This window comes from Nocardioides sp. Z13_37 (assembly GCF_058355585.1).
Window position 1 is genome coordinate 119,011 of sequence record NZ_JBZGDV010000005.1, and the last position, 21,505, is coordinate 140,515.

18 protein-coding genes are annotated in these 21,505 nt (G+C 71.5%); 2 read left to right on the forward strand and 16 right to left on the reverse strand.

Annotated features, from left to right (window positions below; all coding sequences use genetic code 11):
• Nucleotides 1-181: 181 nt before the first annotated feature.
• From AC4H2S_RS13430 to AC4H2S_RS13445, 4 genes are read right to left on the reverse strand one after another with little or no spacing between them, the layout of a single operon-like run.
• Entirely contained in the window at nt 182-2,644 is a 2,463-nt protein-coding gene (locus tag AC4H2S_RS13430; RefSeq protein ID WP_491497489.1) for a transglutaminase-like domain-containing protein, read from the reverse strand.
• Nucleotides 2,641-3,822 carry a DUF58 domain-containing protein gene (locus AC4H2S_RS13435; RefSeq protein ID WP_491497490.1) on the reverse strand — a complete coding sequence of 394 codons (1,182 nt, stop codon included), beginning with the start codon at nt 3,820-3,822 and terminating at the stop codon, nt 2,641-2,643. Before AC4H2S_RS13435 ends, AC4H2S_RS13430 begins: the two co-directional genes overlap by 4 nt.
• A gap of 7 nt (nt 3,823-3,829) precedes the next feature.
• Nucleotides 3,830-4,801 carry an AAA family ATPase gene (locus AC4H2S_RS13440; RefSeq protein ID WP_491497491.1) on the reverse strand — a complete coding sequence of 324 codons (972 nt, stop codon included), beginning with the start codon at nt 4,799-4,801 and terminating at the stop codon, nt 3,830-3,832.
• 19 nt (nt 4,802-4,820) lie between these two features.
• Entirely contained in the window at nt 4,821-11,072 is a 6,252-nt protein-coding gene (locus AC4H2S_RS13445; RefSeq protein ID WP_491497492.1) for an Ig-like domain-containing protein, read from the reverse strand.
• 184 nt (nt 11,073-11,256) lie between these two features.
• On the opposite strand from AC4H2S_RS13445, the gene AC4H2S_RS13450 reads away from it, so the two are divergent.
• Both AC4H2S_RS13450 and AC4H2S_RS13455 read left to right on the forward strand, forming a co-directional pair.
• A complete protein-coding gene (locus AC4H2S_RS13450) occupies nt 11,257-12,429 on the forward strand; it encodes an FHA domain-containing protein (RefSeq protein ID WP_491497493.1) in 1,173 nt (390 codons plus the stop codon).
• Complete coding sequence (locus AC4H2S_RS13455; RefSeq protein WP_491497494.1) at nt 12,426-13,853, forward strand: serine/threonine protein kinase; 1,428 nt, start codon at nt 12,426-12,428, stop codon at nt 13,851-13,853. The genes AC4H2S_RS13450 and AC4H2S_RS13455 overlap by 4 nt, the downstream gene beginning before the upstream one ends.
• 27 nt (nt 13,854-13,880) lie before the next feature.
• Here AC4H2S_RS13455 and AC4H2S_RS13460 read toward each other — a convergent pair whose 3' ends face one another.
• The 12 genes from AC4H2S_RS13460 to rplE all read right to left on the reverse strand — a co-directional run bounded on the left by AC4H2S_RS13460 (nt 13,881) and on the right by rplE (nt 21,504).
• Nucleotides 13,881-14,912, reverse strand: a complete 1,032-nt coding sequence (locus AC4H2S_RS13460; RefSeq protein WP_491497495.1) for a TerC family protein — start codon at nt 14,910-14,912, stop codon at nt 13,881-13,883.
• Nucleotides 14,913-15,118: 206 nt separating this feature from the next.
• Nucleotides 15,119-15,943, reverse strand: coding sequence for a type I methionyl aminopeptidase (gene map, locus AC4H2S_RS13465; RefSeq protein WP_491497496.1), 825 nt, complete (start codon nt 15,941-15,943; stop codon nt 15,119-15,121).
• Between the two features lie 15 nt (nt 15,944-15,958).
• Nucleotides 15,959-16,534 carry an adenylate kinase gene (locus tag AC4H2S_RS13470; protein ID WP_491497497.1) on the reverse strand — a complete coding sequence of 192 codons (576 nt, stop codon included), beginning with the start codon at nt 16,532-16,534 and terminating at the stop codon, nt 15,959-15,961.
• Nucleotides 16,535-17,830: a preprotein translocase subunit SecY gene (gene secY, locus AC4H2S_RS13475; protein ID WP_491497498.1), complete on the reverse strand. Its 1,296-nt coding sequence runs from the start codon at nt 17,828-17,830 to the stop codon at nt 16,535-16,537.
• Between the two features lie 190 nt (nt 17,831-18,020).
• A complete protein-coding gene (gene rplO / locus AC4H2S_RS13480; RefSeq protein ID WP_491497499.1) occupies nt 18,021-18,461 on the reverse strand; it encodes a 50S ribosomal protein L15 in 441 nt (146 codons plus the stop codon).
• A 1-nt stretch (nt 18,462) separates the two neighbouring features.
• Nucleotides 18,463-18,645 (reverse strand): 50S ribosomal protein L30, encoded by a 183-nt coding sequence (gene rpmD, locus AC4H2S_RS13485; protein WP_056599717.1) that lies wholly within the window; start codon nt 18,643-18,645, stop codon nt 18,463-18,465.
• On the reverse strand, nt 18,645-19,259 hold the full coding sequence (gene rpsE / locus AC4H2S_RS13490) for a 30S ribosomal protein S5 (RefSeq protein WP_491497500.1): 615 nt from the start codon (nt 19,257-19,259) through the stop codon (nt 18,645-18,647). The genes rpmD and rpsE overlap by 1 nt, the downstream gene beginning before the upstream one ends.
• Before the next feature lie 40 nt (nt 19,260-19,299).
• Nucleotides 19,300-19,683 (reverse strand): 50S ribosomal protein L18, encoded by a 384-nt coding sequence (gene rplR / locus AC4H2S_RS13495; protein ID WP_491497501.1) that lies wholly within the window; start codon nt 19,681-19,683, stop codon nt 19,300-19,302.
• A 1-nt stretch (nt 19,684) separates the two neighbouring features.
• Nucleotides 19,685-20,227: a 50S ribosomal protein L6 gene (gene rplF / locus AC4H2S_RS13500; RefSeq protein ID WP_491497502.1), complete on the reverse strand. Its 543-nt coding sequence runs from the start codon at nt 20,225-20,227 to the stop codon at nt 19,685-19,687.
• Nucleotides 20,228-20,261: 34 nt separating this feature from the next.
• Nucleotides 20,262-20,681 carry a 30S ribosomal protein S8 gene (rpsH, locus tag AC4H2S_RS13505; RefSeq protein WP_135838853.1) on the reverse strand — a complete coding sequence of 140 codons (420 nt, stop codon included), beginning with the start codon at nt 20,679-20,681 and terminating at the stop codon, nt 20,262-20,264.
• Between the two features lie 69 nt (nt 20,682-20,750).
• Entirely contained in the window at nt 20,751-20,936 is a 186-nt protein-coding gene (locus AC4H2S_RS13510; RefSeq protein ID WP_011757321.1) for a type Z 30S ribosomal protein S14, read from the reverse strand.
• 1 nt (nt 20,937) lies between these two features.
• Entirely contained in the window at nt 20,938-21,504 is a 567-nt protein-coding gene (rplE, locus tag AC4H2S_RS13515) for a 50S ribosomal protein L5 (protein WP_186342458.1), read from the reverse strand.
• Nucleotide 21,505 lies beyond the last annotated feature (1 nt).

Below are 21,505 nucleotides of genomic sequence, written 5' to 3' on the forward strand. Positions count from 1 at the left end.
TCGTTGTCTACCGTGGCCCGGGAACCGCCCGGCACCTGCGAGCAGGTGGCCGGTGGACCTCGTGAGGCGGTCCGGGGGAGCCTCTTCCCGGAGCACGCGCGAGCGTCAGCGACGATCACACGAGATCCTGGGCAGCCGCGAGGCGCCACGAACACAGCCCACGTTGGGCCGACGCACCAGTTTAGTCAGGCGTCCGGCGAGAACGCCAATCAGCGAGGCCGCGCACCCGCCGGGCGAACGACGGGACACGCCCGGACGCGGGGGCCGGACCCGCCGCGAGCCCCTCGTCGTCGGCGCGCGCGGGCGACGACGTCGTGGGCTGCAGCGAGCGGAGGCTGACCGCGGCGCGCAGCCGCTGCCACCGGCCCACCTCGTGCGACATGGCGCGACGCTCGGCGTCGACGGACTCCCAGTAGGTCGTCGCCGCCCCCACCTCGGGCACGCTCGGGCCGAAGACGAAGCCGTCGGCCCGGCGGGCCAGGGCCGCCGCCTGCGCGGACACGATGCCGGCCGACTGCTCGCGACGGGTGACCGTCGGCCCCAGCGGGACCGGCTGGCCCAGGTCGCGGGCGTGGTCGACCAGCTCACGCCAGGCACCCACGAACCGGGCCGAGGGCGAGGCCGCACTGCGGCGGCGGTGCCGGCGCAGCGCCTTCAGCCCGACCACGGCGGCGAGCAGCAGGGCGATCGCGAGCAGCGGCAGCCCGACGTAGGTCACCACCCATCCGACCCAGGCGGGCAGGCCGGGGATGAGGGCGTCCTCGTCCTCCTCGGCCTTCTTCTTGCGGGTGGCCTTGCGCTCCTTGAGGTCGGCGTCGCTCTGCTCGCCGGCGTCGGACGGCGGCGGGATCGGGTTCGGCGGCGGGATGACGGTGCCGGACATCGGCGTGTTGGTCTCGGGCAGCTGGTCGGCCGGAGGGGTGGTCGACATGAACGCCTCGGTGGGCAGCGTGCGCCAGGACCCGTCGGCGGCGCGCAGCTCGACCCAGGCAGAGACGTCCCTGCCGGTCACCCGGCCACCGTCGGGCACGACCGCACCGAGCACGACCCGCGCCGGCACGCCGATGTCGTTGGCGATCAGCGCCATGGTGGCGGCGTACTGCTCGTCGTTGCCGACGATCTGCGGGGCGTTGACGAACTCGTCGGAGAGCCGCCAGGCGCTGTGGCCGGCCACGTAGATGCGCTCGGTGCGGCCGATGCCGTCGGAGTACCTGCCCTCGGTGCGCAGGTGCTCGGCCGCGGCGAGCACCCGGTCCATCGGGTCGCCGCCGGCACCCTCGGTCCACTTCTCGCTCGGCCCCTGGATGAACGCCGCGCCCGCCGGCAGCGGGGACACCTCGGCCGACCCCACGGTCTCCTCGGTGAGCTCGTCGTCGGGCTGGACCGCGGTGAAGGAGTAGCGGTCGCCGCTCTGCAGTCCCGTGGGGACCACCGCGGTCGAGGTGGCCAGGTTGTAGCGGAACACCTCGGCCGTGGCGCGTGCGTCGCCCGTCTCGAACTCCACCGAGCGCAGCGCACCGACCGTGGGCAGCCACACCCCCGTCCACCCCTCCCCCAGGGTCACGGTGGCGTCGACCGGCTCGCCCTCGACGGGGTTGTCGATGGTGGAGGAGACCCGCTGGAAGGAGTCGTCGCCCGGGCCGGGCAGTGCGTCGTCGGTGGCGCCCCACACCATCCCGTCGTAGCGGTCCATCGCGGCGAACCGCACCCGTGTGCCGGCGGGGACGCCCTCGATGTCGAGCAGCGTCTTGTCGTAGACGTTGGCGGGGTCGACGCGGCCCTTGAGGTCGACGTACTTGCGGAAGCCGGCGAGCGGCGAGGGGTAGCGGCCGATGTCGAAGGGCGGCTCGACCCAGTTGCGGGCGACCGCGCGCCGGGAGTCGTCACCGACGATGATCGCGCTGACCGGCTGCGCGAGCGCCGCCGCGAGCGCGAGCATCACCACCGCGCCGACGCCGCGGACGTACGACGTCGTGCCGCCGTGGACGGTCGCGCTCGCGCGGCGGGCGCGGAGCGCGAGCCAGGCGAGGGCGAGCGCGGTGAAGACGGAGCCCTGCAGCAGCAGGGACTGGGGGCGGCGCACGCCGAGCAGGATCACGGCGGCGAGCACCACGGTCATCCCCGCGACGGGCAGCAGCGCGGCCACCCAGGCTCGCCGGGGCCGGCGCTGCGCGAGGGCGAGGCCGACCAGGCCGGCGACCATCCCGGACAGCCACGCCAGCACCAGCAGCGGGCCGTCGCCGTCGACCGGCGGGAGCGTGGTCAGCAGGTCCTTCCACCCGAAGACCGCCTGGTCGGCGACCCGGGCCAGGGTCGTGGGCCCCGGCAGTGTGTAGGTGTCGCCGAGGGAGCGCAGGGCCAGCGGCCCGCCCAGCACGAAGAACAGCACGAGGCAGATCACGACGGACGACACGACGGGCCAGCCGGCGGCCCGGGTCAGGTGGGTCACGACGACGGCGACGACGGCGCCGAGCATGCCGAGGACGAGGTAGGTCGAGCCGGTGAAGGAGGTGCCGAACGCGAGCAGCGCCACCGCCGCGAGCGCGAGCGTGAAGGCGATGTCGACCCACCCGTGCAGGTCGGGCACGAGTGCGTGGGGCCGTACGCGGGTGCGGCTGCCGGTCGTGGTGCTGTCGCGCCTCATCGCACGCTCCACCTCAGCAGGCCGCCGAGGTCCTCCTTGGCGGCGAGGTGCAGCACGGGCAGGCCGAGGGTCTCGGTCACGCGGCTGTTGCCCCGGGGGTCGATCACGATGGCGAAGCGGCGCACCTCCGGCGGGAAGGCGGCGGAGGCGCGCAGCAGGTCGGTGAACGGCGACTCGCTGCCGCCGACGAAGAACGCGAGGCTGGTGTCGGGCGCCAGCATGCTGGCCTGCCGTCCCGACTCCACGATGCCGCGCTCGCCGAAGTCCGCCCGGCACACGGCGTCGAGGGCGAGGTGGCCGTCGGACCCCGACGAGGCGTGGCTGCCGCACACGAACGAGACGTCGAACTCGTCGAGCACGGCCCGCACGGCGATGGACGCCGCGACGGTCATCGCGGTCTCGAAGTCGTCCGGGTCCGACCAGGAGTCGAGCCGGTCGTCGACGACGATCGTGGCGTGGCTGCGCCGGGTGTCGAGGTACTGCCGCACGAGCAGGGCCGACTCGCCGGTCGAGGCCATCACCTTCGCCGACGAGCGCCAGTGGATGTGGCGCAGGTCGTCGCCGGGGACGTACTCGCGCAGGGCGTGGAAGGCGAGGTCGCTCTGGCTGACCGCGTCGGTGGAGACGCCCTCCAGGTCGCGCAGCAGGCCGGCGCCGAGCGACTCCATCGGCACCAGCGGCGGACGCACCAGCACCTCGCGCACCGGCGTCCAGACGACGTCGCGGGAGAAGATGCCGATCGGGTCGCCGCGCCGGGTCATCGCCGGGCCGACCGCGATCACCCCACGGCGCTCGGTGCGGATCGTGAACGACTCCTCGTGGGTGGCGCCGGGGGCCAGCGAGCGGATGCCGTAGCGGTGCACCGCCGACCCGACCGGGACCTCGAGGGTGGTCGGGACCAGCCGGGTGGACGCCCGGTTGACCACCAGGACACCCGCCGCCACCGACTCCCCCGCGGCGACGCGCTCGGGCTGGAGCCGGAGGTCGACCGACACCGACGTGCGCCCCAGGAGGAACGGCAGCGCGAGCACGACGAGCAGCAGGCAGCCCGCGCCGAGGACCGCCAGCTCACGCCACTGCGTGAAGGTGGCCACCAGGAGCGCACCCAGGCCCAGGCCGAGGACCAGCCAGCCGATCGGCTTGAGGACCCCGAGCACGTCGTTCAACCGCTGCCTCATCGAGGGCTCAGACCCCCACGCGGTCGGTCGGCGGGGCCACGGCGTCGAGCAGGCGCGAGATGACCGTCTGCACGTCGACGCCGCTGAACTGCGCCTCGGCGTCGAGCAGCAGGCGGTGCGAGAGCACCGGCTCGGCCAGGTCCTTGATGTCGTCGGGGACCACGTGGTCGCGACCGTCGGCGGCGGCCCACGTCTTGGCGACCCGCACGAACGCCAGGCACCCGCGGGGGGACAGGCCGAGCTTGACGTGCGGCTGGCGGCGCGACTCCTCGGCGAGCTCGGCCACGTAGCCCACGACTGCGGGGTCGACGTAGACCTTGTCGGCCAGGCCGCTCATCTGAGCGATCGTGGCGGCGGTGATCACCGGGGTGACGAGGGCGGCGCGGTCGCGGACGGCGGCGTTGTTGAGCAGCTCGACGGTCGCCTGGCGGTCGGGGTAGCCGACCGAGGTCTTCATCAGGAAGCGGTCGAGCTGGGCCTCGGGCAGGCGGTAGGTGCCGGCCTGCTCGATCGGGTTCTGGGTGGCGATCACCAGGAACGGCCTGCCGACCGGGTGGGCGACGCCGTCGACGGTGACGCGGCCCTCCTCCATCACCTCGAGGAGCGCCGACTGGGTCTTGGGCGAGGCCCGGTTGATCTCGTCGGCCAGCACGATCGTGTGGAAGATCGGCCCCGGGTGGAACTCGAAGGTGCCCTTGTGCTGGTCGTAGACCGTGACGCCGATGACGTCGGAGGGCAGCAGGTCGGGCGTGAACTGGATGCGGGCGTGGCTGCCCTGCACGGTGTTGGCCAGGGCGCGCGCCAGCATGGTCTTGCCGGTGCCCGGGAAGTCCTCGAGCAGGATGTGCCCCTCGGAGAGCAGGCAGGTCAACGCCAGCCGGACGACGTGGCGCTTGCCGAGGACGGCCTTCTCCATGTTGTCGGTGAGCTGGTCGAAGGTCGACTTGAACCACTCGGCCTGTTCGTGGCTGATCGTCATCTTGTACACACTCTCCTTGTCACCAGTTGGCCGGAGCGGCCAGGAAGTCCTGCCCACGCCACGAGCACAGCGCCGTCGTGACGCCCGTGCGGTAGTAGTACGCGATCTGCCAGTCGCCGTCCTTGGTGAAGTTCCACGACCGGTTCTCGTCCCACCAGCCGGGATCGCCTGCGTTGTCGACCCTGCAGGAGATCGAGTCACCCTGTCGAAGCCCCGAGATGCGAAGCTGGACGAAGGCGCACGATGCTTCGACGCAGTCCGGCTGCCAGCTGAACTGGCGGCAGTCCTGCACAGTGGAGTCGTCGTCGTCGCATGCGGCACCCTTCGCCACGACGACAGACGGCGGTGGCGGCGGTCCACTCCGGTCGACCCTCCCTCTCGAGGACGAGCCGCGCGTGGACGGGTTGGCGTCCTGCAGGGTCACGTCGATCCGCACCACCTCGTCGAAGTCACTAGTGGTGTGGCTGAACGGCTGGCTGAACGCACCCACGCCGCCGAGGTTCACGACCTGGGCCGGACCCCCGTTGATGCGGATCGCCAGCTGTGCCGGATCCCCGTTGCTGGTGCCCGAGATGGTCCACGTGACATTCCGGCCGTCGATCGTCGGTGCGCCGATCTCGTTCAGCATTCCGTCGAGGGGACCGAATGCCTGGACGTTCTGCTGAGCACTCAAGGTGCACCCGGCCGGAGCGTCCTCGTTGCACACCCGCAGCTGCACCGGATAGGGCTGCTCGTTGCTCGGCACCTGGACACGGGTGGTGACCGCGCCCGTCTGCTGGTTGAACGTCCGAGCGACCCCCCCGGCGACGAGGATCTCGACCTTGCTGGCGCTGCCGCGCGAGTCCGGCACGGTGTACTGCAGCTGGACCTCCTGGCTCGCCCCTGTAGCGGCCGCCTGGAAGGAGCCCCACGCCGCCGGACGGCCGACGGCCAGGATCGACGTGCCGGCGCTGGGCTGCGAGCGCTTGCCGGGCTGGTCGCCCGGCTGGTTGCTGGCGACGACGGTGTAGGTGTAGGTGAGGCCGTCGTAGGGCACGCCGGTGTGCGTGCAGGTGAGCGACGCCGTCCGCTGGCAGCCGGGGACGGCGCCGGAGCTCTGGCCGTTGGAGTAGTTCACCGTGTAGATGGTCGGGCCGGGGCCCTCGGGGAGCACCGCCGGCCACGAGATGCGGATGTTGGTCTGGTTGGCGCCCGCCTCGAGGTCGGCGACGGACGGGGCGGCGGGCGCGGCCGGCGTGCCGAGCGGCTGCATCTCCCCCGACGTGCGCGGCAGCGAGTAGCCGACCTTGTTCTGTGCCTTGACGGTGAACTCGTAGCGCTGGTTGTTGTCGAGCCCGGACGCGGGGTAGCTCGTCGAGCTGCCCGGCACGACGGCCTGGCCACCGCGCCAGGTGATCGTGTAGTCGAGGATCCGGGAGGTGTCGGTGGAGGGCTTGTCCCACGCGATGGTGATCTGCCCGTCGCCGCGGCTCACCATCCGGATGTCCTGGACCCGGCCGGGCTGGGTGTCGGCCCGCGCCGAGCGCGACAGGCCGCTCCACTCGCTCGGCCCCACGCGGTTCACCGCCTGGGCGCGGAAGCTGTAGTTGCCGCCGCTCTTGAGCTTGCGGAAGACGCACTCGTTGGTGTCGCAGCGCTGCCGGGCGCCGGTCTTCTCCTCGCGCACCCAGTAGTAGAGGATCGGCGCTCCGCCGTCGTCGCCCGGAGGGGCCCATCCCATCTTGATGGTGCCGACCTCCTCCGACAGGGTGTAGGGCCGCGGCTCGCCGGGTGCCTGGGGGACGCCGACGACCTCGAACTGGATGCGGCCCTCCGCCACGCGGGAGGAAGGCGGGTCCCCTGCGGAGACGTCGCTGACCACGAGGCGGAAGCTGGCCTCCGCGCCGCGGGTGTCCTTGGCGGCGGTGAGCGTGAGCCGGCTGCCGCTGACGGACGCGCGTACGCCCGGGGTGCCGGTGTTCTGCACGGAGACGATCGTCGGGTCGGGGTCGGCCACGCCCCCCTCGAGGTAGGCGGCGATGTCGTAGGTGCGGGTCTGGCCCGCCTCCATCGTCTCGACCCGGATCGGCAGCAGCCGCGGCGGCGGCGCCTGCGCCAGCCGGAAGCGCACCTCCTGGACGTTGCTCTCACCGGCGCGCACGGCCAGCACCGCCTGGCCACCCTCGGTGGCGGCCTGCGAGGCGGTGACCGCGACGACCGACCCCTGCGGGCTGCCGGCCTCCACGCCGTCGAGGCCCTGGCTCCACTCCGCGCTGAACTCCAGCGACGCGGCGTCGCGCGGGTCGACGGTGAAGACCTTGCAGTAGCTCGCGATGTCGAGGTCGTAGCGCTGCCCGGCCGACATCGGGATCACGGTGGTGGGGCACTCGAGCGAGGGGGTGTCGTCGCCGACGAGCACCGGGATGGACAGCACCGCGGTCACCCCGTCCTCGGTCGTGGCGGTGTCCTCGTTCCCGCTGGCGTCGGCGGCGGTCGTGACCTCCACGAGGACCGATCCGGGACCGCGGAAGCCGGCCGGCGCCGAGAGGGTGAAGCGGTTGTCGCCGTCGGGCCCGACGGTGAGCGCGGCGGGCGAGGCGGACCAGGAGCGGCGGCCGGAGGCGAGGCGCACCTGCCTGCCGTCGGGTGCCGCTATGTAGTCGGAGATCTTGCCCGTCGTGCTCTCGCCCGGGTCGAGCTCGATGAGCGCGCCGTTCTTGACGTAGGGCAGGCCGTCGCCGGTGGGCGGGATGTAGACGGACGCAGCGGCGGTGGCGCCGTCGGCGTCGCGCACCTCGAAGGGCAGCACCTTGGGGGCCGCTCCCCGGTCGGCGCGCACCTGCACCCCGTCGACCACCCGGGCCGAGGGGTCGCCAGAGACGTCGACGAGCTCGAGGTCGTCGACCGACCCGTCGGGGTCGTAGGCGCCCTCGAGGACGTCGACCACGACGCTCTCGCTGTCGTCGGCACGCCCGAACGCGTCGTAGACGACCGGCGGGTTGTCGTAGTCGTCGGCGGTGGTCAGGGTCATCGTCGCGCGCGACTCGTCGATGCCGTTGGTGACCCGGTAGACGAGCACGGTCGGCGGCGCGGCCACCGACCCGGGGGCGGGGACCGTCACCAGGTTGGTCTCGGGGTCGAGGCGCGCCCCGGCGGGGCCGTCGAGGATCTCGACCTCGACGGAGTCGCCCGACGCGATGAAGTCGTTGGCCAGGGGGTCGAAGGTGGCCGTGCGGCCGGGCTCGACGGTGAGCCGGTCCTCGACGGCGAGCGGCGGCTGGGGCTGGCCGGGCTCGACGACGGCCACCCGGACCGTGCCGGTCGCGAACGCGCCCTGGGAGTCCACGACGGAGTAGGTGAACTCGTCGGTGCCCACGGTGCGGGGGTAGGCCTGGTACTCCAGGAAGTTGCCACCGATGGCCTCGATCCGCCCCAGCCGCGGGGCGGACGTGATGCCGGTGACCGTGACCGGGTCGCCGTTGCGGTCGACCCCGACGCCGGGCACCCGCACCTTTACCACGTCGCCGGAGACCACCCGCCCCTCGAGCGTCGGCGGCTCCGGTGCGTCGTTGGGGTCGTCGGCCGGCACGACGGTCACCTTGAGCACGCCCTCGGCGCGCTTGCCCTCGAGGTTCTGCGCCACGTAGGTGACGGAGTAGGTGTCGCGCTCCGCGACCTGCTCCGGCGCGACGTAGCGCACGACCCGGCCCGACACGAACGCCCGGCCCACGTCGCCGGTCACGTCGATGGGCGCGACGACGGGGAGCCGGCCGGGGGTGTCGGTGCTGGAGAGGTCGTTGAGCAGCGTCAGGCGGTCGCCGGCCGGCGAGACGTCGTTGTCGAGCACCGGCACCGCGACGCCCGCGCCCGCGCGCACCACGACCCGGTCGGTGACGGTGATCGGGGTGTTGTCGGCCGGGGCGGGTCGCTGGGTGACGACCACCTCGCCGCGCACGCCCGAGCTGGCGCCGTTGCTGATCGTGTAGGAGACGGTCTGCGTCGCCGGCGCCAGGTCGGGACCGGTCGCGGAGATGCGCAGCCAGCGGCCGTCGATGATCGCCACGTCGAGCTGGTCGGCCCGGTCCGCGGCGGCGCGCTGCACCACGAGCAGGCCGCCGCCCGGGTCGAGGTCGTTGGCCAGCACGTCGACGATGCCGGGGGCCTGGCCGTAGACGGTCAGGGTGTCGGGCATCGCCACCGGGTCGGCCGAGCGCTTGGGACGCGCCCTCACGTCGACGCGGATGGTGCCCTGGTCGAGGGGGGCGTTGCCGAAGCCGGCGTCGTAGCTGAGGAAGTAGGTGCCGGCGCGCTCGCCGGTGAACGTCAGCTGGCCGGACTCGAGGTCGGAGACGATCTTGGCGTTGGGCTGCTGCGGCACCTTGCCGCCCAGCGACAGCTCGGCGTCGGGGGCGTTGGGGTCGGAGCCGGGCAGGTCGTTGAGCAGCGGGCGGATCTTGATCTGCTTGCCGACCTCGCCGCGCACGACGTCGGGCTCGGCCTGCGGCGCGTAGGCCTTCTGGTCCTTCGGCGCCTGCACCTGGAAGCTCATCGACTTCTTGACCGGGGCGGAGCGGCCGTCGGTGACCGCGAACTCCACCCGCACCAGCTGCTGGCCGTCGGCGGCGCCGGTCGGGGCGGTGAACCGGATCCGCCCGTCGGCCGTGGTGCGCGCGGCCGCCCCGGACTGCTCCCCGCCGACCGCCTGGGCGGAGTCGAGGAGCAGCGTGTCGCCGTCGCGGTCGTCACGCCAGTCGGCGAGGACGGGCACCGCGAGCTCGCCGCCGTGCGGGACCTTGTAGGTCGGCTTCTTCCACCCCGTGCGGACGGCCGGCGGCTCGTTCTGCTGCTCGCCGCGCACCTCGATGTCGACGGTTGCGTGCGCGGACAGGCCGTTGCGGCCGTCGTCGATGAAGTAGTCGAACCGCGCCGGCCGGGCGTCCTCGGGCATCTGCAGCACGAGGGTCTGGCCGTCGGGGCTGATCTCGACGCGCGCGCCGCCGGACGGCTGGTCGACGTCGACGATGCTCAGCAGGCGCCCCTCGGGAGCGGAGTCGTTGTCGAGCGGGTGCAGCACGGTGGTGCGCCCGGCGCGGACGCCGTAGGAGTCCGGCTTGGCGCGGGGCGGGCGCCGGTCGGCCTCGGCCTGGTTCTCGTTCTCCTCGTCGTCGTCCTTGTTCTTCTTCTTGGAGGTGAACGCCTCCCAGTTGTCGATGCGGATCGGCTTGTCCTGCTGGACGTCCCACACCGTGCCGCTGTTGGCGTCGTTGAGCACGATCTCGCCCCGGTTGACCCGGAACGCCAGGCTGGTGGCGTTGCCGCCGAGGTTGTTCTCCTCGACCTCGGTGGAGCCGCACTGGACCGCGACGGCGCCGAGGCCGCCGGACCAGGCGCCGTAGACGCACGCACCGAGGCGGACCGGCTCGACCGGCGTCCCCGACCGGTCCGAGACGGTCGTGACGTCGCCGGAGTCGAGGTCGACGCTCAGCAGTCCCTCGGGCGCTCCCACCAGCACGGCGTCGTGGGCCGGACCGGCCTGCTGGAGCCGGCTGCCCGGCGGGACGGAGACGGTGGCGCCGCCGACGACGCCCAGCACGCCCGCCTCGGCGTCGAGGGTGACGACGCGCTCGCCCACCGTGGTGACGTCGGAGACCTGGCCGGCATCGCCGGGGAGGTCGGTGGTGCGCGGCTCGCGGAAGGTCGCGTCGGAGGGCGACAGCGTCGTGAGGGTGCCCTCGTCGGTCGAGGTCACCACCACCGTGCCGGCCTGGCTCACCGCGAGGGCGGCGCCCTCCCCGGCCTCGGCCACCGGCTCGGCCTGCCGGTCGACGGCGCTCACCACGGGCTTGCCCAGGTGGTCGTCGTAGCGCACGGCCCACACCTCGCCGGTCTCGGCGTCGACCGTGGCCAGCGTGCCGCCCGCCATCGCGACGTCGCCCGACGCGGGCACGGCGGCCGAGCCACCGTCCTGGGCCTCCAGCCTGCTGGTCTCGATCACCTGCCCGCGGCTGGTGCCGGCATCGAGGGTGACGACCGCGGCGCCGTCCTGCACCACGTCGAGGCGAGCCTTGCCGTTGTCGCCGGGCACCACGCCGTCGAGCTGGTTGATCGGCTTGTTGAGCCGGCCCGACCAGCCCAGCTTGCCGTTGACGACCCAGACGCCGCCGTCGTTGAGCTCGGCCTCGTGCGACTTGTACCCGTCGGCGGTCACGGCGTAGACGACGACCGCGGCGGTGGTGATCGCCAGGGCGACACCGGAGGCGATGCCCGCCCGGTGCCGACGCAGAGCGCTCACACGTGCCACGTCGGTCCCCCCTTGGCCCCACGGATGGGGGTGCGCCCGCCGCGATCCCCCAGAGGAGGGTAAGTATGCCTCCGGGGTTCGACAAGTTTTCGAGAAGTCCAGACCATGTGCGCGGGACTGGTGTGATGGGTGATGATGGCGCCGTGGCGGTGCACGAGGGGAGCCGACGTTGATCGTGGAAGCGCGGTACGCCAGCGGGACCGGCGTGCTCGTCGGCCGGGGGGCGCACTGGGTGCTGCTCACCGACCCCGGTGACGAGCAGGTGCTCCAGGACATCTGGGACGCACTGTCGCTGAGCGCACCGTCGGGCCCGAGCGTCGCCGAGCGGGTGCTCGCCATCGCGGAGAAGGCCTTCGACGGCGACCCGCCCGGCCTGGCCCTGGCCGACTTCACCTCGGGAGCCTCGAGCACGCTGTCGCGGGGCTCCGGCCACGTACGCCTCTCCGGCCCGTCCCGCGTGCTGGCCCTCGACGGCGGCGCCGACCCCGGCGACCCGGCGCCGACCCGGCGCCTCGTGGGCGGGGTGGTGGCCGCCGACCGCGTGGAGCTGACGCCGGTCTCGACGCGCCCCGCCCCCGCACCGCGTGTCGACGAGGGCGCTCCTCCCCCGGCCGCGTCCACCGCGCTCATCGACGGGATCCCCGCCGACATCCTCGCCGCCAAGGGGCCCGACGGCCCGCCGCCACGCACCCGCGTGCGCCACCGCGTCGAGGACACCGGCTCCCTGGTCGACACCTCCGAGCCGGACCCGCTCCTCATGCAGCGGATCGAGGAGGGCGCGCACACCACGATCCGGCCCGCGCCCGCCCCCGCCGGGGCGTCCGACGACGACCACGACGGGTCAACGACGCTGCGCCCCTCGCACCTCGCGCACAGCACGGTCCCGACCGTGCTCGCGGTGAGCTGCCCGCTGGGCCACCTCACTCCCCCGGCCGCGCCGCAGTGCCGGGTGTGCCACCAGCGCGTCGCCCCGCAGGAGCCGCGTCGCGTCGACCGCCCGCCCCTGGGCGGGCTTCGGCTGCCGACCGGCGAGGTGGTGCCGCTGGACCGCGGCGTGATCCTGGGCCGCAAGCCCGCGCCGCCCGAGGGCAGCACCGACTGGCCGCACCTGGTCCACCTGCCCTCCGACCACTCGTTCGTCTCGCGCCGCCACCTGCAGATCGAGCTCGAGGGCTGGGACGTCGTCGCCCGCGACCTCGAGAGCCGCGGTGGCACCACCATCGCGCCGCCGGGGCGTGACCCCGAGCGGATGCGGCCCGGCGACGCCTACGTCCTCGAGCCCGGCACCGTCCTCGACATGGCGCACGTCTACAGCGTGCGCTTCGAGTCGGGGGCGGTCGCCCGGTGAGCGCCCCAGTCATCCCGGGGTTCGCGTTCGTCGAGCACCTGGGCAGCGGCGGGTTCGCCGACGTGTTCCTCTACGAGCAGCAGTGGCCGCGGCAGCGGGTCGCGGTCAAGGTCGTGCGCCCCGACGTGCCGCTGACCGACCGGGAGAAGTACCTCTTCACGGCCGAGGCCAACGCGATGGCGCGCCTGGCCGACCACCCCTACATCGTCTCGGTGATCACCGCCGGGGTGACGGCCGAGGGCGGCCGGCCGTTCCTGGTGATGCGCTACTGCCCGCCGCCCGACCTGGGCGTGCGGGTGCGTGCCAACCCGATGGCACCCGTCGACGCCGTCTCCACCGGGATCAAGCTGGCCAGTGCCATCGAGACCGCGCACCGCTCGGGCATCCTGCACCGCGACATCAAGCCGAGCAACGTGCTGGTCACCAGCTACCACGAGCCGGCGCTCACCGACTTCGGCATCGCGGGGCACATCGCCGACATCGAGGGCGACAACGACGTCCGCATCTCCTACCCGTGGTCGCCGCCGGAGCTGCTCGACGGCCGCTCCAACGGCTCGGTGGCCTCCGACGTCTACTCCCTCGGCGCCACCATCTGGCACCTGCTGGTCGGACGCTCGCCGTTCTCGATCCCGTCCGGCGACAACTCCACCCGTGCCCTCAGCGCCCGCATCCTGCACGCCGCCCCGCCGGCCACCCAGCGCCCCGACGTCCCGCCGGCGCTCGACCGGCTGCTGCAGCAGTGCCTGTCCAAGCGCCCCGAGCACCGGCCCGCCAGCGCCCTCGAGCTGGCCCGGGCGCTCCAGCGGATCGAGGCCGCCGCCGGCTGGCCGCGCACGCCGGTGGCCGTCGAGGGCGACCGTCCCGACTCGTCGGTCAGCGCCTCACCGGCCGGCGAGGCCGCCGCGCGCGCCGAGGAGGCCGAGGACGCCACGGCGATGAAGCCCGTCACCGTGATCTCCGCGAGCGGTCCGCGGCGCATCGCCGCGCAGGACCCCGTCCCCGTGGGCGAGGGCGAGGAGCAACAGCGCGGCCACGTGCCCGCACTGGTCTGGGCCGGCGTGGGGGCGGCGCTGCTCGCCGTGGTGCTCGGCTTCCTCCTGCTCGGCGGGGACGACCGCCGCGAGGACCCCGGGGTGGTCGTGCCGACCGAGTCGCAGACGCCGGCCGACGTGGTGCCCGACGTGCTCACCGAGGCGGTCACGCTCAACGGCGCCCGCACGCCGCGCGGCGTGCTGTTCACCTGGCGCCCGCCGGTGCCGGTCGAGCCGGGCGACTCGTTCGGCTGGCACCGCGACGACACCGACGAGTACGGCACCACGACCCGCAGGCGGCTGCTCGTCCGCACCGACGACCCGGTGTGCCTCGATGTGCGGATGACCCGCGGGTCGGACAACTCGCCCAGTGCGAGCACCTGCGTGTCCTGACCCGCGGGTCCCGGCGTCAGGCCGTGGTCAGTCGTCCTCCCAGTCGCGGCGCGGCCCGGTGGCCGCGTCCTGCTCCTGGTCCGACATCCGGCTCGAGGCCCACAGCGACACGACCGCGGTGATCGCGAGCGTGGCCACGATGACCACCAGGGAGAGCCAGATCGGGATCTCCAGCCAGGCGTAGTCGAGGTGCTGGCCGCCGTTGATGAACGGAAGCTCGTTCTCGTGGAGCGCGTGGAAGAACAGCTTCACGCCGATGAAGGCCAGCAGGAACGCCAGGCCGTAGGACAGGTAGATCAGGCGCTGGAGCAGGCCGCCGATGAGGAAGTAGAGCTGGCGCAGGCCCATCAGCGCGAAGATGTTGGCCGTGAGCACCAGGTAGGGCTCCTTGGTGATGCCGAAGATGGCCGGGATCGAGTCCAGCGCGAACAGCAGGTCGGTCGTGCCGAGGGTGATGATCACGATGAACATCGGCGTGATCATCTTCTTCGCCTGCTCCCCGCTCACGATCAGCTTCTTGCCGTGCCACTCCGAGGTCGCGGGGAAGCGGCGCTCGACGAACGCGACGAGCTTGTTCTCCTCGAACTCGTCGTCCTCGTCCTCCGAGCCCTCCTTGGCCAGCTTGATCGCCGTGTAGACGAGGAAGAGGCCGAAGAGGTAGAAGACCCAGCTGAAGTTGTTGATCGCCGCGGCGCCGACGGCGATGAAGACCGCCCGCATCGCCAGGGCCATCACGATGCCGATCATCAGGGCGTACTGCTGGAGCTCGCGGGGCACCGCGAACTTCGCCATGATGATGATGAAGATGAAGAGGTTGTCGATGGAGAGCGAGTACTCCACCAGCCAGCCGGAGTAGAACTCCAGCGCCGGCGTTCCGCCTGCGGAGTACCAGACGCCGAGGCCGAACAGGATGGCCATGCCGACGTAGATCGACAGGTAGGTCGCGCACTCCTTCATGCTCGGCTCGTGCGGCCGGCGGCCGACCACGGCGAGGTCGAAGGTGAAGATCGCGAGGGTCACCACGCCAGTGGCGATCCAGACCCAGGTGGGTACGTCCACGCTGCTTGCTCCTAGGGATGAGGCGAGATCGGGGTCCGTGCACGGCACGGACGCCAGAGGTCTCTTCCGCCCGCCCGACCCGGGCGGACCAGTGGCACCGGGCGCCGCTCGCGCGGACGCCGTACTGACGACACCACTACCAGGGAATACTCCCCTCCAACCGCGTCAGTCTGTCACGCCCGTCGAGGTGGGCACGAACCCCAGGGTCAGCGTCCGCCGAATGGGACGCCGAGCGCCGCCAGCCGCTCGCGGCCGCCGTCGACGGCGGTGAGCACCCAGGCCCCTTCGGGGGTCACGGTGAACGTGTGCTCGAAGTGGGCGGCGTAGGAGCCGTCGACGGTGGCGACGGTCCACTCGTCCTCGTGGAGGTCGGTGTGCTTGCTGCCGAGGGTGACCATCGGCTCGACCGCGAGCGCGAGGCCCTCCACGATCGAGGGCCCGCGGCCGCGGCGCCCGACGTTGGGCACGTTGGGCGCCATGTGCATCTCGGTGCCGATGCCGTGGCCGGTGTAGTCCTCGAGGATGCCGTAGCGGCCCTGGGAGCGCACGTAGGTCTCGACCGCGTGGCTGATGTCGGAGACCCGCCCGCCGAGCCGGGCAGCGGCCATCCCGCGCCAGAGCGACTCCTCGGTCACCCTCAGCAGCTCGGCCACGTCGTCGGAGACCTCGCCCACGGGGACCGTGATGGCGGCGTCGCCGTGCCAGCCGGCGACGATCGCGCCGCAGTCGATCGAGATCACGTCGCCCTCGGCGAGCGTGCGCGGGCCGGGGATGCCGTGCACGACCTCGTCGTTGACGGACGCGCAGATCGTCGCGGGGAACGGCGGGTGGCTGTAGCCCTTGAACGACGGCACGCCACCGTGGTCGCGGATGTGGGTCTCGGCGAGGGTGTCGAGCTCGAGCGTCGTCACCCCGGGCCGGACCGCGGAGCGCAGCAGCTCGAGGGTCTGCCCCACCAGCAGTCCGGCGACCCGCATCAGGTCGATCTGCTCAGGGGTCTTGATCTCGATCCCGCGGTCGCGGAAGCCCATGGGTGCGACCAGCCCTCAGCTCTGCATGACGGCGTCGAGGGCCCCGAAGATGCGCTCGGTGACCTCGTCGACCTCGCCCATCCCGTCGACCTCGATCAGGATGCCGCGCTCGCGGTAGACCTCGATGAGCGGCTCGGTCTGCTCGGCGTAGACCTCCTGGCGGCGCCGGATGACGTCCTCGGTGTCGTCGGTGCGCCCGTCGGTCACCGCGCGGTTGAGCAGTCGCTGGACGAGCTCCTCGGCGTCCACCGTGAGCACCACGACGGCGTCGAGGCGGTGGCCGGTGAAGCCGATCATCTCGTCGAGCTCGCCCACCTGGGCCAGGGTGCGGGGGTAGCCGTCGAGCAGGAAGCCCGGTGCGGCGTCGTCCTCGTCGATGCGGTTGCGCACCATCAGGTTGGTGACCTCGTCGGGGACGTACTCGCCTGCGTCCATGTAGCGCTTGGCCTCGACACCGAGGGGCGTGCCCTGGCTGACGTTGGCCCGGAAGATGTCGCCGGTGGAGATCGCCGGGATGCCGAAGTGCTCGGCCACGAAGCGGGCCTGCGTGCCCTTGCCGGCCCCGGGCGGGCCCATCAGGATGAGTCTCATCTACTTCAGGAATCCTTCGTAGTTGCGCTGCTGGAGCTGGCTCTCGATCTGCTTCACGGTGTCGAGCGCGACGCCGACCATGATGAGGATCGACGTGCCGCCGAACGGGAAGTTCTGGTTGGCCTGGATCATCGCGAACGCGACGAGCGGGACCAACGAGATCAGGCCGAGGTAGAGCGCTCCAGGGAACGTGATGCGGGACAGGACGTAGGACAGGTAGTCCTCGGTCGGCTTGCCCGCCCGGATCCCGGGGATGAAGCCGCCGTACTTCTTCATGTTGTCCGCCACCTCGACAGGGTTGAAGGTGATCGAGACGTAGAAGTACGTGAAGAAGATGATCAGCAGGAAGTAGGTCGCCATGTAGAGCGGGTGGTCGCCGTTGACGAAGTAGGTCCCGATGAAGTCGAGCACGGGGTTCTGGCTCTCGGGGTTGAACTGCACCGCCATCGCCGGCAGGTAGAGCAGCGACGAGGCGAAGATGACCGGGATGATGCCGGCCTGGTTGACCTTGAGCGGGATGTAGGTCGAGTTGCCGCCGAACATCTTGCGCCCGACCATCCGGCGGGCGTACTGCACCGGGATGCGGCGCTGGGCCTGCTCGATGAAGATGACGCCCGCGACCAGGACGAGGCCGATGACCATGACGATGGCGAAGGTGACCCAGCCCTGCGAGGTCTGCACGCCCCACAGCGCGGCCGGGAAGGTGGCGACGACCTGGGTGAAGATGAGGATCGACATGCCGTTGCCGATGCCGCGGTCGGTGATCAGCTCGCCGAGCCACATGATGACCGCGGTGCCCGCGGTCATGGTGATGACCATGACGAGGAACGTCGCGGTGCCGTCGTCGTGCAGCAGGTCGCGCGTGCAGCCCTGCAGCAGGGCGCCGTTGCGGGCGAGGGCCACGATGCCGGTCGCTTGGAGGACGGCCAGGCCCAGGGTGAGGTAGCGCGTGTACTGGGTGATCTTCGTCTGCCCGGCCTGCCCCTCCTTCTTCAGCGCCTCGAGCCGTGGGATCACCACGACGAGCAGCTGGAGGATGATGGAGGCCGTGATGTACGGCATGATCCCCAGCGCGAAGATGGTGAGCTGCAGCAGCGCACCACCCGAGAAGAGGTTGATCAGGCTGTAGAGCCCGCCCTCCTCCAGCTGGTTGATGCACGCCTGGACGTTGGCGACGTGCACACCGGGGGTGGGCACCTGGGAGCCGAGCCGGAAGATCGTGATGACCAGCAGGACGAAGAGCAGCTTGCGCCGCAGGTCCGGAGTCCGGAAAGCGTTGGCGAACGCGCCTAGCACTGGTTCCTCTTTCGTATGGGTGCCCGGCCAGGATCGGCGGGCGGACGAGACACCCTCGCCGTCGTACGGCAGAGGGCCCGGGGAAGCCTAACAGCCGGGGTGGGACCTGCTTCCCCGCTCAACGACAAAGGCCCGGCCGACAGTTCCCACTGTGCGGCCAGGCCTTCACCGGATGAGCGAGATCGTGGCCTCAGGACACGGTCACGGAGCCGCCGGCGGCCTCGATCTTCTCCTTGGCGGAGCTCGAGAACGCGTCGGCACTGACCTGGACGGCGACGGAGATGTCGCCCTGGCCCAGGACCTTGACGGGCTGGTTCTTGCGAACGGCACCCTTGGCGACCAGGTCCTCGACGGTCACGGTGCCACCGTCGGGGAACAGCTCGCCGAGCCGGTCGAGGTTGACGACCTGGAACTCCACGCGGAAGGGGTTCTTGAAGCCCTTCAACTTGGGCAGGCGCATGTGGATCGGCATCTGGCCACCCTCGAAGGCAGCAGGCACCTGGTAGCGCGCCTTGGTGCCCTTGGTGCCGCGACCCGCGGTCTTTCCCTTGGAGCCCTCACCGCGACCCACGCGGGTCTTGGCGGTCTTGGCGCCCGGAGCGGGACGCAAGTGGTGCAGCTTGAGCGTCATGTCACTCCACCTCCTCGAACGTCACCAGGTGACGGACAGTGTTGATCATGCCCCGGATCTCCGGGCGGTCTTCCTTCACGACGACGTCGCCGATCCGCTTCAGACCGAGCGAGCGAAGCGTCTCGCGCTGGTTGGCCTTGAGGCCGACCAGCCCGCGCTTCTGCTGGACCTTGAGCTGAGCCATCAGGCCGACACCTCCGCAGCGCCCTCGGCGCGCGCCCTGAGCAGGGCGGCCGGGGTGACGTCCTCGACCCGCATGCCGCGGCGAGCAGCCACGGCCTCGGGCTCCTCGAGCATCCGCAGCGCCTCGACGGTCGCGTGGACGATGTTGATCTGGTTGGACGAGCCGAGCGACTTGCTCAGCACGTCGTGGATGCCGGCGCACTCGAGGACCGCACGCACCGGGCCACCGGCGATGACGCCGGTACCGGGGGCGGCGGGACGCAGCAGGACGACGCCTGCAGCCTTCTCGCCCTGCACCGGGTGCGGGATCGTGCCCTGGATGCGGGGGACCTTGAAGAAGTGCTTCTTGGCCTCCTCGACACCCTTGGCGATCGCCGCGGGAACTTCCTTCGCCTTGCCGTAGCCGACGCCGACCAGACCTTCACCGTCGCCGACGATCACGAGGGCGGTGAAGCTGAAGCGACGACCACCCTTCACGACCTTGGCGACTCGGTTGATCGCCACGACGCGCTCGATGTAGGCGGTCTTGTCAGCCTGGTTGCGACCGTTGTCGCGTCCGCGACGGTCACCAGACTGGCGCTCGCCACCGCGCTGTCCGCGCTGGGCTCCGCTCATGAGACTTGCTCCTTAATCATCATTTCTGGGTGTCGGGCGATCAGAACTGGAGGCCGCCCTCACGGGCGGCGTCAGCCAGGGCCGCGATGCGACCGTGGTACTTGTTGCCGGCGCGGTCGAAGACCACGTCGTCGATGCCAGCCGCCTTGGCCCGGTCGGCCACGAGCGCGCCGACCTTCTTGGCCTGGTCGGTCTTGTCGCCGCCCGCGCTGCGGACGTCGGCCTCCATCGACGAGGCGTAGGCCAGCGTCGCACCGGCGAGGTCGTCGACGACCTGCACCGTGATGTGACGCGCCGAGCGGGTCACGACCAGGCGCGGGCGCTCGGTCGTGCCGTGGATCCGCTTGCGACCGCGCGCCTGGCGGCGCAGACGGGCGCGAACGCGCGGGGCGGTGTGCTTGTTGTTGGACAGCGAGATCGCCATGTCACTTACCGGCCTTTCCGACCTTGCGGCGGATGTGCTCGCCGGAGTAGCGCACGCCCTTGCCCTTGTAGGGCTCAGGCTTGCGGAGCTTGCGGATCTTGGCCGCGACCTCTCCGACGAGCTGCTTGTCGATGCCGACGACTCCGAGCTTGGTCGGTCCCTCGACAGTGAAGGTGATGCCCTCGGGGGCGTCGAAGATGATCGGGTGCGAGTAGCCGAGCTGGAACTCCAGCTGCGTCGGGCCCTTGGGCAGGACGCGGTAGCCCACGCCCACGATCTCGAGCTTCTTCTCGTAGCCGTCGGTCACGCCGACGACCATGTTGTGGATCAGCGTGCGGGTCAGTCCGTGCAGCGAGCGGCTGGTGCGGTCGTCGTCGGGACGCTGCACCTCGAGGATGCCGTCCTCGCCCTTGGCGACCGTGATCGGCGAGGCGATGGTGTGCGACAGGGTGCCCTTGGGGCCCTTGACGGTCACCAGCGAGTCGTCGATCGCGACGTCGACACCGGACGGGACCGCGATGGGGAGCTTGCCAATGCGCGACATGCTTCTCTCTCTTCCTGGTCTCAGATGGTCCGGGTCACCAGACGTAGGCGAGGACTTCGCCGCCCACGCCCTTCTGGTTCGCCTGGCGGTCGGTCAGCAGGCCCTGCGACGTCGAGATGATCGCGACGCCGAGGCCCCCGAGGACCTTGGGCAGGTTGGTGCTCTTGGCGTAGACGCGCAGGCCGGGCTTGCTGATGCGGCGCACGCCGGCGATCGAGCGCTCCCGGTTGCGGCCGTACTTGAGGGTCACGGTCAGCGTCTTGCCCACGGCGGGCTCGCCCTCGGCGCTCACGTTGTCCGCGACGTCGTAGGAGGTGATGTAGCCCTCCTGCTTGAGGATCTCGGCGAGGCCGGCCTTCATCTTGCTGTAGGGCATCGACACCACGTCGTGGTACGCCTGGTTGGCGTTGCGCAGACGCGTGAGCATGTCTGCGATCGGGTCAGTCATCGTCATGATGGGGTTCTTTCTCGTCGTGGTTTCCCGCGGCTCGCGGCCGCGGGACCTTCAACGTGTGTGAGTGAATTACCAGGAGGACTTGGTGACGCCGGGGAGCTCGCCGCGGTGGGCCATCTCCCGCAGGCAGATCCGGCACAGGCCGAACTTGCGGTAGACGGCCTTGGGGCGGCCGCAGCGCTGGCAGCGGGTGTAGCCGCGGACAGCGAACTTCGGCTTGCGGGCGGCCTTGACCTTGAGCGCAGTCTTCGCCATGTCAGTTCTCCTTGAACGGGAAGCCGAGCTGCTTGAGCAGCGCGCGGCCCTCGTCGTCGTTGGTGGCGGTGGTCACGACGGTGATGTCCATGCCGCGGGACCGGTCGATCCTGTCCTGGTTGATCTCGTGGAACATGACCTGCTCGGTGAGACCGAAGGTGTAGTTGCCGCGACCGTCGAACTGCTTGGGCGAGAGCCCACGGAAGTCGCGGATGCGGGGCAGCGCCAGGGACAGCAGGCGGTCGAGGAACTCCCACATGCGGTCGCCGCGGAGCGTGACGTGGGCGCCGATCGGCATGCCCTCGCGCAGCTTGAACTGCGCGATGGACTTGCGGGCCTTGGTCACGGCCGGCTTCTGGCCGGTGATCGCGGTGAGGTCGCGGATCGCGCCCTCGATCAGCTTGGAGTCGCGCGCAGCCTCGCCGACACCCATGTTGACCACGATCTTGGTCAGGCCGGGCACCTGCATGATGTTGGCGATCTCGAACTCCGAGCGCAGGGCGGGGACGATCTCCTCGCGGTAGCGCGCCTTGAGACGGGGAATCTCAGTGGTCTGGGTCTCGGCCATC

What these genes read in the sequence shown, in the direction of transcription:
- rpsH (WP_135838853.1), bottom strand. Translation starts at nt 20,681, where the DNA reads ATGACGATGACTGACCCGATCGCAGACATGCTCACGCGTCTGCGCAAC.
- AC4H2S_RS13440 (WP_491497491.1), bottom strand. Translation starts at nt 4,801, where the DNA reads ATGACGATCAGCCACGAACAGGCCGAGTGGTTCAAGTCGACCTTCGAC.
- AC4H2S_RS13470 (WP_491497497.1), bottom strand. Translation starts at nt 16,534, where the DNA reads ATGAGACTCATCCTGATGGGCCCGCCCGGGGCCGGCAAGGGCACGCAG.
- rpsE (WP_491497500.1), bottom strand. Translation starts at nt 19,259, where the DNA reads ATGAGCGGAGCCCAGCGCGGACAGCGCGGTGGCGAGCGCCAGTCTGGT.
- rplE (WP_186342458.1), bottom strand. Translation starts at nt 21,504, where the DNA reads ATGGCCGAGACCCAGACCACTGAGATTCCCCGTCTCAAGGCGCGCTAC.
- AC4H2S_RS13430 (WP_491497489.1), bottom strand. Translation starts at nt 2,644, where the DNA reads ATGAGGCGCGACAGCACCACGACCGGCAGCCGCACCCGCGTACGGCCC.
- AC4H2S_RS13510 (WP_011757321.1), bottom strand. Translation starts at nt 20,936, where the DNA reads ATGGCGAAGACTGCGCTCAAGGTCAAGGCCGCCCGCAAGCCGAAGTTC.
- rplR (WP_491497501.1), bottom strand. Translation starts at nt 19,683, where the DNA reads ATGGCGATCTCGCTGTCCAACAACAAGCACACCGCCCCGCGCGTTCGC.
- AC4H2S_RS13435 (WP_491497490.1), bottom strand. Translation starts at nt 3,822, where the DNA reads ATGAGGCAGCGGTTGAACGACGTGCTCGGGGTCCTCAAGCCGATCGGC.
- rplF (WP_491497502.1), bottom strand. Translation starts at nt 20,227, where the DNA reads ATGTCGCGCATTGGCAAGCTCCCCATCGCGGTCCCGTCCGGTGTCGAC.
- rplO (WP_491497499.1), bottom strand. Translation starts at nt 18,461, where the DNA reads ATGACGCTCAAGCTGCACCACTTGCGTCCCGCTCCGGGCGCCAAGACC.
- map (WP_491497496.1), bottom strand. Translation starts at nt 15,943, where the DNA reads ATGGGCTTCCGCGACCGCGGGATCGAGATCAAGACCCCTGAGCAGATC.
- rpmD (WP_056599717.1), bottom strand. Translation starts at nt 18,645, where the DNA reads ATGGCTCAGCTCAAGGTCCAGCAGAAGCGCGGGCTGGTCGGCCTCAAG.